The organism is Citreimonas sp. (genome assembly GCF_042096055.1).
Classification (GTDB): Bacteria; Pseudomonadota; Alphaproteobacteria; order Rhodobacterales; family Rhodobacteraceae; genus Citreimonas.
On the sequence record NZ_JBELMH010000010.1, the window covers coordinates 1 to 10,920 of the forward strand.

The following is a 10,920-nucleotide window of genomic DNA, read 5'->3' on the forward strand; positions in this document are numbered from 1 at the left end:
GAGGACGAGTACTTCACCGAGAAGAAGCTCTTCCCGAACGTCGATTTCTACTCGGGCATCATCCTCGAGGCGATGGGCTTCCCGACCTCCATGTTCACGCCGATCTTCGCGCTGTCGCGCACCGTCGGCTGGATCAGCCAGTGGAAGGAACAGCTGGGCGATCCGCAGATGAAGATCGGCCGCCCGCGCCAGCTGTACCGCGGCGAGACCGAGCGCAACTACGTGGACATCGAAAAGCGCTGACATAGCGCCTACGCAAACGAAAAGGCCCGGGTCGAAGCCCGGGCCTTTCTTGATTCCGCCGCCGGGGACGGTGGGCGGGGCGATGCGGCGCAGCCGCGAGCGCCGTCAGCGTCCCTCGTAGACCGGTGGTCGCTTCTCCATGAAAGCCACCACGCCCTCCTTGAAGTCGCGCGTCTGCCCGCACTGGCCCTGCAACTGCGCCTCAAGCGCCAACTGGCCGTCCAGATCGTTGTCGAACGACGCCTGCATCGCCTGCTTGACGCGTACGAACGCCGCGGTCGGTCCCTTGGCCAGATGTGCGGCGCCCGCCCGCCAATGTGCGTCGAATGCCTCGTCTGCGACGCATTCCCAGATCATGCCCCAGTCGCTGGCCTGCTGCGCGGTGATCTTGTCGGCGAAAAGCGCCGCTCCCATCGCCTTGGCCATGCCGATCTGGCGCGGCAGGAACCACGTACCGCCGGCATCGGGAATGAGGCCGATGCGGGTGAAGGCCTGTACGAAGAACGCACTTTCCGCGGCGATGACGACGTCCGCCGCCAGCGCCAGGTTGGCCCCCGCCCCGGCCGCCGCACCGTTCACGGCGCTGATCGTCGGCACCGGGCAGTCGTATATCGCGCGCAACATCGGCACGTACTCGTCGCGCAGCGTGCGCTCGAGGTCGAGGTTGGCGGCGTTCGCCCGGTCGCCCAGGTCCTGCCCCGAGCAGAAGGCCCGGCCGGTTCCCGTCAGCACGACCACGCGTGCCTCGCGACCGCCGCGTTTCATGGCGTCGGTGATCTCGGCGCGCATCTGGGTGTTGAGCGCGTTCATCACGTCGGGACGGGCCAGCCGCACCGTCGCGATGTCGTCCTGCAACGCGTATTCGATTGTGTCGTAGATCACGCCGGGCCTCCGTCTGGGTTCGGCCGCATCAAACATGGCCGGCGCGCGGAAGGCAAAGCGAAACGCGGCGTCAGTCCTCGAGGATCCGCCGCAGGCGCGCCTGCTCTTCCTCGCTCAGCGCCGCCTCGCCCGGCGCGGCCGCCCGCGCGCGTCCGCGCACGTAAAGAGCGCCGGTGCCCAAAGCGACCAGGAACAGCAAGGGACCGGCAGCCCAAAGCAACACGTTCCAGCCGCCCGTGGTGGGCCGCAGCAGGACGAACTCGCCGTACCGATCGACGATGTAGTCCACCGCTTCGGCATTCGTGTCGCCGGCGACCAACCGCTCGCGCACCAGCAGCCGCAGGTCCCGGGCCAGCGAGGCGTTGGATTCGTCGATGCTTTCGTTCTGGCAGACGAGGCAGCGTAACCCCTCCGAGATCTCGCGCGCCCGGGCTTCCAGCGCGGGGTCGTCCAGCACCTCGTCGGGTTGCACCGCCAAGGCCGGCGACGGCACCGTCCCGACCGCGACCAGCAGCGCCACGAGCCATGACAGCGCGACTGCACGCATACTCATTCCGCCGGAACCCCGGGCTTCGCCGCGACCGTCTTGCGCGCGCCGGCTGCGATGCGGAAGCGGCGGTCCGTCAGGCTGAGCAATCCGCCCAGTGCCATGATGATGCACCCCGCCCAGATCCAGTTCGCCAGCGGCTTGATGTAGGTCCGGATCACCCAGCCGCCGTTGTCCTGCTGGTCGCCGATCACGACGTACACGTCGCGCAGGAAGCGGTAGTCGATCGCCGCCTCGGTCGTGGGCATCTGCGCGACCGGGTAGTTGCGCTTCTCGGGGTACAGATGCGCGACCTCCTCACCGTCCACGCGAACGCTGACTTCGCCCCGAGTCGCGAAGTAGTTGGGCCCGCGGATCTGCGTCACGTCCTGAAGCTCGAGCTGGAACCGGCCGACGTCGTAGGGCGTGCCGATTTGCGCGACGCGGATGTCCTCCTGCTCCCACGCGAGCAGGCCGGCGATGCCGATCATCGTGATGCCCAGGCCCGAATGCGCGACGGTCTTGCCCCAGTCGGCGCGCGGCAGCCGCGTGAGCCGCGACCAGTCGCGCGTCTTGCCCAGCCGGCCGACGATGTCCGTGGCCGCGCCCGCGATGATCCAGGCGCCCAGGAAGACGCCGATAGGTCCCATCAGGCTGCGCCCGGTCTGCATAGCCCAGACGAGGCCCGCCATTGCTACCGCAAGCCCCAGCGCCGGTAGCAGCGCGCGCATGGTGCGGCCCAGCTTGCCGCGCTTCCACGCCAGCGTGGAGCCCACGGGCAGAAGCAGCCCCAGCGCGATCATGAACGGGGTGAACGCCGCGTCGAAGAAGGGCGGCCCGACCGACAGCTTCCGGTCGAAGAACATCTCGGCCAGCATCGGCCACATGGTGCCCACGAAGATGACGAAGGACGACACGGCCAGCAGGATGTTGTTCGCCACCAGCGCGCTCTCGCGGCTGACCACGCCGAACACGCCCTTGGCCTGCATCGCGTTGGCCCGCGCGGCGAACAGCGTCAGCGCGCCGCCGGTGAAGAAGATCAGGATGTAGAGGATGAACATCCCCCGTTCCGGATCATTGGCGAAAGCGTGCACCGACGTCAGCAGGCCCGACCGCACGATGAACGTCCCGATCAGCGAAAACCCGAAGGCCAGGATCGCCAGCAGGATGGTCCAGGACTTCAGCGCCTCGCGCTTCTCCACCACGATTGCCGAGTGCAGCAACGCCGCGGCGAACAGCCAGGGCATGAAGGACGCATTCTCGACCGGATCCCAGAACCAGAACCCGCCCCAGCCAAGCTCGTAATACGCCCACCAGGACCCCAGCGCGATGCCGATGGTCAGGAAAATCCACGCCGCCAGCGTCCAGGGCCGCACCCAGCGACCCCAGGCGGCGTCTACGCGCCCCTCGATCAGCGCGGCGACCGCGAAGCTGAAGCAGATCGAAAGACCCACGTAGCCCAGGTACAGGAACGGCGGATGGAAGGCCAAGCCGGGGTCCTGAAGCAGCGGATTCAGGTCCTGCCCGTCGAAGGGTGCCACTGCCATCCGTTCGAACGGGTTCGAGGTGAACAGGATGAACGCATAGAACGCAGCCGAGATCGATGCCTGCACCGCCAGCACCCGCGCCCGCAGCGTGTCGGGCAGATTGCCGCCGAACCACGCCGCCATGGCGCCGAACAGCGCCAGGATCAGCACCCACAGCAGCATCGAGCCTTCATGGTTTCCCCAGGTACCGCTGATCTTGTAGAGCATCGGCTTGGCCGAATGGCTGTTGAGGTAGACCAGCCGCAGCGAGAAATCCGAGGTCACGAAGGCCCACGTCAGCGCCGCGAAGGAAAAGCCCACCAGCAGAAGCTGCGTGGTCGCCGCGGGTTCGGCCGCCGCCATCCAGCCAGGCCATCGCTTGTGCGCGCCGATCAGCGGCACGCTCAACTGAACGAGCGAGACAAGGAACGCGAGGATAAGGGCGAAGTGGCCGAGCTCTGTGATCATGCCCACGTTATAGGCGCATGACAAAGCCGGGCCAATGGGGATCGGCCCGGCTCCGTCGCTTTGTCGCGGTCTCCCGCGCGCGGCGGGATCACGTTTGCCTTACCCGCGCGTCACCGCGCGCGCGTCGCGCGCCAATCGGCCAGCGCGGCGTTGGGCTCGTCCACGTCCTGCACCCCGGCATCGGGTTCGGGCGGGGTCACGTTGCGCAGCGCCTCGACGTCGCGCACGGTCTTGATGACCTGCGGCACGCGCGCGATGCTGTGCGCCAGGTCGCGCTGAAACTGCTGTCCCTTCGCCTGATGGCGCGCGCCGAAGTAGAAGCTGACGATCGCCGCCAGCAGCCACCACAGCGGCTCCGGCACCAGCGCAATGCCGGCCATGCGCGCGGCGAACCACACCGGGTCGATCATCGCCGCAACGAAAAGCCCGATCGTGCCCAAGGCCATCGCCGGACGCGGCACGCGGTTCAGCGCATCCATCACCTGGTCGAAGCGCGACCGGTCGGCCAGACGGAACTCCTTGCCGAACTGTTCGAGCACCTGGCCCTGCAGGTCCAGTTCGCGCCCGGCCTCGGCCTCGGCGTTGACGCGGAAGACCTCGGCCGTCTCCTTCACCACGTTGCGGTTGCCGCCGAACAGCACCGCCAGGAGTCCATCGATCAGCCCCATGATGCCACCCGTGCTGCAAAGTCCGCGCTGGACAGGTGGTAGCGCGGCGCGATGAATTCCTCGGCGCGCTTGATCCAGCCGCCCTTGGTGCCAGACCGACTGCGCGCGTATTTGCGGCTGGCCGGGCGCGCGTCCGCGATCGCGAAGTAGTAGTTGCGCCGGGCAATGCCGTATGCGTCGGCGATGTGGTCCGGGGCGGCTGCGGCGGCGCGGGCGGCCGCCGCGATCGTGTTGGGGCCGATCTGGCCGTCGACCGTCAGTTGCTCGCCCATGCGGTTCAGCAGCCGCTGCAGCACTTTCACAGCGTTAGCGCCGGCGTTGACGTACATGTCGAAGACCGTCTCGTGCAGCACCTCGGGCAGTTGCGCGATCTTGGGGCGCACGAAGTAATGGTCGACGAAGATGTCGACCGCCTGCGCCTGCGTCAGGCGCCGCACGTCCGACGCGTCGACGTCGCCGTCGCCGTCCAGGTCCAGCCCGAGGCGCCGCATCGTGTGGATCGTGACGCCGTGGTTCGTGGCGCCGCCCGGATCGTCCGGGTCGTTGACATAGCCCCCCTCGCGAGCGACGATTTCTCCGGCCATGCGCCGGATGTCGGTGAATTGCATGGATGCCTCCTGCTCGAAGCGTTCTGCGATCCATGCACCGTGCGGGACGCGGGTTAACACGCGTTTGGACCTGCGCACGCCGAAAGGAAGCGTTTACCATGACCGCCGACGAGATCATCGCGCTGCTCGACCTCGCGCCGCATCCCGAGGGCGGGCACTATCGCCAGACATGGCAGGCAGCGGCCGAAGGCGGCGAGCGTCCGGCGGGCACCTGCATCTACTTCCTGCTGAAGGCGGGCGAGCGCAGCCATTGGCACCGCGTCGACGCTACCGAGATCTGGCATTACTACGCCGGCGCGGCGCTGATCCTTTCCATCGCGCCCGACGAAGCCGGCCCGCGCAGCGACCTTACGCTGGGCCCAGACCTGTCGTCCGGCCAGCGCCCCCAGCACGTCGTGCCCGAAAGCCACTGGCAGGCCGCGCGAAGCACCGGCGACTGGACGCTGGTCGGCTGCACCGTCTCGCCGGGCTTCCGGTTCGACGGGTTCGAGTTGGCGCCCGAAGGGTTCGGCATTCCCTGAGACGCCGCGTCGCCCCGGTCAGGTCCGGCCGGTCTTATGCACGAAATCGAGCAGTTGCGCGGTCGAGCCGTCCTTGCCTTCGACACACGCCTCTCCGGTCACCATCGGGCCCAGCGTGGTGGCCAGTTCCTTGCCCAGTTCGACGCCCCACTGGTCGAAGCTGTTGATCCCCAGGATCACGCCCTCGACGAAGACCCGGTGTTCGTAGAGCGCGATGATCCGGCCCAGCGTTTCAGGGTCGAGGCGCGGGTAGATCAGCGTCGTCGACGGCCGGTTGCCCGGAAAGACGCGATGCCGCGCCTGTCGCTCCAGCTCTTCGCCGTCGAACTTTCCGGCAACCTTAGCGCGCGCCTCATTTAGGCTGCGCCCGCGCATCAGCGCCTCGGACTGCGCCAGGCAGTTGGCCACCAGCAGTGCATGGTGGTTCTGCAGCGCGGGTTCGTGACCCCGCGCGGCGACCATGAACTCGCACGGTACGATCCGCGTGCCCTGGTGGATGAGCTGGTAGAAGGCGTGCTGCCCGTTGGTCCCCGGCTCGCCCCACACGATGGGACCCGAGCCGATCTGCAGCGGCGTGCCGTCCATCGCAACCGACTTGCCGTTGCTCTCCATCTCGAGCTGCTGGAGATAGGCGGGCAGCCGCGCCAGCCGGTCGTCGTAGGGCAGTACGGCGCGTGTCTCGTAGCCCAGCACTTGCGCGTGCCACATGCCGACCAGCGCCAGCATGATCGGCATGTTGGCCTGCGGCTCGGCCGTGCGGAAGTGCCGGTCCATGGCATGGCCGCCGCGCAGGAAAGCGCGAAAACGGTCCGGCCCGATGGCGATCATCAGGCTCAGCCCGATCGGTCCCCACATCGAATAGCGCCCGCCGACCCAGTCGCCGAAGCCCAGCACGCGATCCTCGGGCACGCCGAACTCCCGCGCCTTGCCCAGATCCGACGACAACGCCACGAGGCGCGCGGTCGGATCGACGCCCGCCTTCTCCATCCAGTCGCGGGCGGTGCGCGCGTTGGTCATGGTCTCGATCGTGGTAAAGGTCTTGGACGCGACGATGAACAGCGTCGTCTCGGGATCGCACGATGCGAGCGTGTCGGTGATGTCGGCGCCGTCCACGTTCGACACGAAGTGGCACCGAGGCCCGTCGTGGTAAGGCGCCAGGGCGCGCACCGCCATGGCCGGGCCGAGGTCCGAGCCGCCGATCCCGATATTGACCACGTCGCGCACAGCCGAACCGCGGATCTCGGTGGCGAGCGTCTCCATACGCTTCAGGCCGTCGCGGATGCCGGGCCTGACGTCCTGCCCGTCGACGAGCACCGGCCCGCCGTCGGGGTCACGCAGCGCCGTGTGAAGGACGGCGCGGCCCTCGGTCTCGTTGATGGGATGGCCGTCGAACATCATGTCACGCCGGGCCGCCACGTCCGCGTCCTGAACCAGCGCACACAGCGCTCCGCGGACCTGCTCATCGAGCTGCGTCTTCGAGTAGTCGAACAGCATCCCGTCGACTTCTACGCTGAACTCGGCCGCGCGACGCGGGTTCTCGTCGAACAGCGCGGCGATCGACCGGCCTTTTACCCGCGCGGCGTGCGCCTCGAGATCATCCCACATGCGTCGCTCCTTGGTTGTCATTCGGCCCAGTGCACCCGGGCGCCGTCCAGCACGGCGTTGATCGGCGCATCCTGGGGCTTCAGCCCGGCGGCGCGTTCCAGAGCGTCGCGCTTTTCGCGGCCGAAGATCAGGACGTGCTTGCACAGCGCGCCGTTCAGGACCTGCGCACTCAGCGTCACGCGCGGCTCTTCCGCGCCGGGCGCACGCATCGGCACCAGCGTCGGCGCCCGCGGCGACAGCGCCTCGTCCAGGCGGTCGGCGCCGGGAAACAGCGATGCGGTATGCAGGTCGGCCCCCATGCCCAGAAGCACGACACCCAGCGGCAGCGCCGGCTCGATCTGCTCGCCCAGCGCCTCGGCCGCGGCGTCGCAGTCCATGTCGTCGCGGTGCAGCGGCAGCAGGCGCGCCGCAGCCGCCTTGTCGACGATCAGCCGCTCGCGCAGCAGACGCGTGTTCGAGCGCGGGCTGTCCTTGGGCACCCAGCGTTCGTCGGTCAGCAGCACGTCGACGCGGCTCCAGTCCAGGTCGACGCCGCACAGGTCGTCGAAGACCGGCCCCGGCGACGTCCCGCCCGGGACCGCAAAGGCCACGCGGTCCTGCCGCGAAAGCTGGCCGCGCAGGTCGCTGGCCAGACGGTCGGCCAAGGTGATGACCAGGGCCTCGCGGTCGGAATAGTCGATGAACTCGTAACTCATCCTCGGATCTCCCGCCATTTGCGTCCGTCGCGGTGCATCAGCATCAGCGCATCCTCGGGGCCGGCCGCGCCGATGTCGTAGGGCTGGGGCACGTCGCCACGTGCCTCCCACTCGTCGATCAGAGGGTCGGTCCAGGCCCAGGCGGCCTCGACCTCGTCGCCGCGCATGAACAGGGTCTGGTTGCCGCGGATCACGTCCATGATGAGGCGTTCATAGGCATCGGGCACCTCGTCGGCGTCGGGCGACATCGCATCGGCGAAGGTCAGGTCCAGCGGCGCATCCATCAGACGCATGCCCCCCGGCCCCGGTTCCTTGATCGTCACATCGAGGGTCATGCCCTCGTTCGGCTGCAGGCGGATGACAAGGACGTTGCGGTGCCGACCGGCATCGGCGCCGAAGATCGAGTGCGGCGCATCCTTGAACACGACCGCGATCTCGGACGTGCGCGCGCGCAGCCGCTTGCCCGTGCGGATGTAAAAGGGCGTGCCCGCCCAACGCCAGTTGGACACGTGAGCGCGCAAGGCGATGAAGCTTTCGGTGCGCGAGCGCGGGTTTTCGACATCGTCGCCGTAGGACGGCTGCGTCGCGCTGCCGCCGTACTGCCCGCGCACGATGTGATGCACCGGTACGGGATCGAGCGCGCGGATCACCTTCAGCTTCTCGTCGCGCACGGCGTCGGGCTCGAACCGGGCGGGCGGCTCCATCGCGATCAGGCACAGCAGCTGCATGATGTGGTTCTGAACCATGTCACGCATCGCGCCGGAGCGGTCGTAATAGCTGCCACGCCCGCCCACGCCCACGGTCTCGGCCACCGTGATCTGGATGTGGTCGACGTATTGCGCATTCCACAGCGGTTCGAACAGCATGTTGCCGAAGCGCACGGCCATCAGGTTCTGGACGGTCTCCTTCCCCAGGTAATGGTCGATGCGATAGATCTGATCCTCGGCGAAGTGCTGCTCGAGCACCTTGTTCAGCGCCCGCGCGCTTTCGAGGTCGTGGCCGAAGGGTTTCTCGACCACGATCCGGCTCGCGGCGTCCGCCAGGCCGAAATTCCGCAGTCGCTCGGCCAGGGCGCCGAACAGAGACGGCGCGACCGAGAAGTAGAAGGCGCGCACGCGGCCCTCAGACAGCTTGTCGGCCAGCGTGGTCCAGCCCTCGTCGCCCATGGCGTCGACCGTAGTGAAATGCACCCGCTCGAGAAAGCGCGCCAAGGCCTCGTCGGTCACCGAACGGCCGCCGAATTCGCGAATCGCGTCCTCGGTCAGGGCGCGATAGCCGGCGTCGTCCATGTCCCCGCGCGCGGCGCCGATGATCTTCGCGTCGTCCGGCATCTGACCCGCCACGAAGCGCCGGAACAGCCCCGGCAGGATCTTGCGCCGCGCAAGATCGCCGGTGCCGCCGAAGATCACCAGGTCGAACGGGTCGACCGGAATGACGCGTGAAACCATGAAACACTGCCTTCTACTGCCGCCCTTCAGCGGGCCGGTTAGCGCTAACCAGCGCGGTCGGGGCCACGGTTACGGCAAACGCGCGGCGAAGTCTAACACCGACGCATGCCGCGGCAAGGCGGCGCGCCAAATTCGGCGCACCCGCGGCCACGATCGATGCAATTGGCGGCCACGCGCGGCTTGTCGCCCGGGGGCCGCAAGCGGCTTGCACCGGCGCGGGGCGCATGCCACCACCACGCCGAAACGGCCACGGGGACGCGACAGCCATGCCGGCACGCAAGATCATCATCGACACCGATCCCGGCCAGGACGACGCGGTCGCCATCCTGCTGGCACTGGCCTCGCCGGACGAGATCGACGTGCTGGGCATCACCGCGGTCGCGGGCAACGTGCCGCTGGACCTGACTGCGCGCAACGCGCGCGTGATCTGCGAACTGGCCGGCCGCCAAGACGTGAAGGTCTTCGCCGGGTGCGATGCGCCGCTGGAACGCCCGCTGGTAACCGCCGAGCATGTGCACGGCCGCACCGGGCTGGACGGGCCGTCCCTGCCCGACCCCGCGATGCCGCTGCAGGACACGCACGCGGTCGACTTCATCATCGACACCCTGCGCGACGAACCGACCGGAACCGTCACGCTTTGCCCGCTGGGCCCGCTGACGAACATCGCCACCGCGCTGCGCCGCGCGCCCGACATCGCCGAGCGCATCGGCGGCATCGTCCTCATGGGCGGCGCCTACTTCGAGGTCGGCAACATCACCCCGACGGCCGAGTTCAACATCTACGTGGACCCCCACGCGGCGGCTGAGGTCTTTGCCTGCGGCGCGCCGATCACCGTCCTGCCGCTGGACGCAACGCACAAGGCGCTGGTCACCAAGGCCCGCAACGACGCGTTCCGCGCCCTCGGCACGAAGGTCGGCGTGGCGGTGGCCGAGATGACCGATTTCTTCGAGCGTTTCGACAAGGAGAAGTACGGCTCGGACGGTGCGCCCCTGCACGACCCCTGCGTGATCGCCTGGCTGCTGCGCCCCGACCTCTTCTCGGGCCGGCACGTCAACGTCGAGATCGAGACCGCGTCCGAGCTGACGCTGGGCATGACGGTGGCCGACTGGTGGGGCGTCACCGACCGCGCGCCAAACGCCACCTTCATCGGCGACCTGGACGCCGACGGGTTCTTCGCGCTGCTCACCGAAAGGCTGGCCCGCCTATGAAATCGGTGCACCTCGCGTCGGAAGACGACGCCGAGCGCGTCCTGTCGCTGGTCGGCGCCTTCCACGCCGAGCGCGGCATCGACAGCGACGCGGACCGCCGGCTCGAGGCCGTGGCGCCACTGCTGGCAGGCTCGCACCTGGGCGCGATCTGGTTGATCGGCCCGCGCCGCGCGCCGGTGGGCTACATCGCGGTGACCTTCGGCTGGTCCATCTCGCGCGGCGGCATGACCGGCACCATCGACGAGGTCTACGTGCGCCCCGCCGTGCGCAGCCGCGGCATGGGGTCCGAGGCGCTCGACTCGATCTGCCGCGCGATGCGCGAGGCGGGCCTCGTCTCGCTCGCCTTCGACAGCGGCGCCGACGAGGACCGCCTGCACGCCTTCGCCCGCCGCGCCCGGTTCGAACCGGGCACCGACCGGCTGACCCTGCGCCGCGCGCTCTAGGTCAGTCGATCGACGACACGACGATGATCATCAGGATCGAGTAGAGCATGATGCCGCCGCCGATCAGCCAGATCGGGTA

The 10,920-nt window shown here is 68.5% G+C and carries 12 protein-coding genes; 4 read left to right on the forward strand and 8 right to left on the reverse strand.

Annotated elements, in window-relative coordinates; translation table 11 throughout:
• A partial coding sequence (locus tag ACFDTC_RS04180; RefSeq protein WP_375257617.1) for a citrate/2-methylcitrate synthase occupies nucleotides 1-243 on the forward strand: 243 nt, incomplete at its 5' end.
• Between the two features lie 105 nt (nucleotides 244-348).
• Here ACFDTC_RS04180 and ACFDTC_RS04185 read toward each other — a convergent pair.
• The 5 genes from ACFDTC_RS04185 to ACFDTC_RS04205 form a co-directional block, all read right to left on the reverse strand.
• Nucleotides 349-1,125, reverse strand: a complete 777-nt coding sequence (locus tag ACFDTC_RS04185) for an enoyl-CoA hydratase-related protein (RefSeq protein ID WP_375257618.1) — start codon at nucleotides 1,123-1,125, stop codon at nucleotides 349-351.
• Nucleotides 1,126-1,195: 70 nt separating this feature from the next.
• Nucleotides 1,196-1,672, reverse strand: a complete 477-nt coding sequence (locus tag ACFDTC_RS04190; RefSeq protein ID WP_375257672.1) for a cytochrome c-type biogenesis protein CcmH — start codon at nucleotides 1,670-1,672, stop codon at nucleotides 1,196-1,198.
• Between the two features lie 2 nt (nucleotides 1,673-1,674).
• Nucleotides 1,675-3,645, reverse strand: coding sequence for a heme lyase CcmF/NrfE family subunit (locus ACFDTC_RS04195; protein ID WP_375257619.1), 1,971 nt, complete (start codon nucleotides 3,643-3,645; stop codon nucleotides 1,675-1,677).
• 110 nt (nucleotides 3,646-3,755) lie between these two features.
• On the reverse strand, nucleotides 3,756-4,313 hold the full coding sequence (locus tag ACFDTC_RS04200; protein ID WP_375257620.1) for a holin family protein: 558 nt from the start codon (nucleotides 4,311-4,313) through the stop codon (nucleotides 3,756-3,758).
• On the reverse strand, nucleotides 4,304-4,921 hold the full coding sequence (locus tag ACFDTC_RS04205; RefSeq protein WP_375257621.1) for a holin-associated N-acetylmuramidase: 618 nt from the start codon (nucleotides 4,919-4,921) through the stop codon (nucleotides 4,304-4,306). Before ACFDTC_RS04205 ends, ACFDTC_RS04200 begins: the two co-directional genes overlap by 10 nt.
• Before the next feature lie 98 nt (nucleotides 4,922-5,019).
• Between ACFDTC_RS04205 and ACFDTC_RS04210 the strand changes: the two genes are divergently transcribed.
• Nucleotides 5,020-5,442, forward strand: coding sequence for a cupin domain-containing protein (locus ACFDTC_RS04210; protein WP_375257622.1), 423 nt, complete (start codon nucleotides 5,020-5,022; stop codon nucleotides 5,440-5,442).
• A gap of 18 nt (nucleotides 5,443-5,460) precedes the next feature.
• On the opposite strand, the gene pgi is transcribed toward ACFDTC_RS04210, so the two are convergent.
• Genes pgi through zwf form a run of 3 tightly spaced genes read right to left on the reverse strand, consistent with a single transcriptional unit; the run spans nucleotide 5,461 to nucleotide 9,190 of the window.
• Nucleotides 5,461-7,047 (reverse strand): glucose-6-phosphate isomerase, encoded by a 1,587-nt coding sequence (gene pgi, locus ACFDTC_RS04215; RefSeq protein WP_375257623.1) that lies wholly within the window; start codon nucleotides 7,045-7,047, stop codon nucleotides 5,461-5,463.
• 17 nt (nucleotides 7,048-7,064) lie between these two features.
• Nucleotides 7,065-7,742 (reverse strand): 6-phosphogluconolactonase, encoded by a 678-nt coding sequence (pgl, locus tag ACFDTC_RS04220; protein ID WP_375257624.1) that lies wholly within the window; start codon nucleotides 7,740-7,742, stop codon nucleotides 7,065-7,067.
• A complete protein-coding gene (gene zwf, locus ACFDTC_RS04225; RefSeq protein ID WP_375257625.1) occupies nucleotides 7,739-9,190 on the reverse strand; it encodes a glucose-6-phosphate dehydrogenase in 1,452 nt (483 codons plus the stop codon). The genes pgl and zwf overlap by 4 nt, the downstream gene beginning before the upstream one ends.
• Nucleotides 9,191-9,456: 266 nt before the next feature.
• Here zwf and ACFDTC_RS04230 point away from each other — a divergent pair, with 266 nt between their 5' ends.
• Together ACFDTC_RS04230 and ACFDTC_RS04235 are read left to right on the forward strand one after the other, a co-directional pair.
• Complete coding sequence (locus ACFDTC_RS04230; RefSeq protein WP_375257626.1) at nucleotides 9,457-10,398, forward strand: nucleoside hydrolase; 942 nt, start codon at nucleotides 9,457-9,459, stop codon at nucleotides 10,396-10,398.
• Nucleotides 10,395-10,841: a GNAT family N-acetyltransferase gene (locus tag ACFDTC_RS04235; protein ID WP_375257627.1), complete on the forward strand. Its 447-nt coding sequence runs from the start codon at nucleotides 10,395-10,397 to the stop codon at nucleotides 10,839-10,841. The genes ACFDTC_RS04230 and ACFDTC_RS04235 overlap by 4 nt, the downstream gene beginning before the upstream one ends.
• Nucleotides 10,842-10,920: the final 79 nt, after the last annotated feature.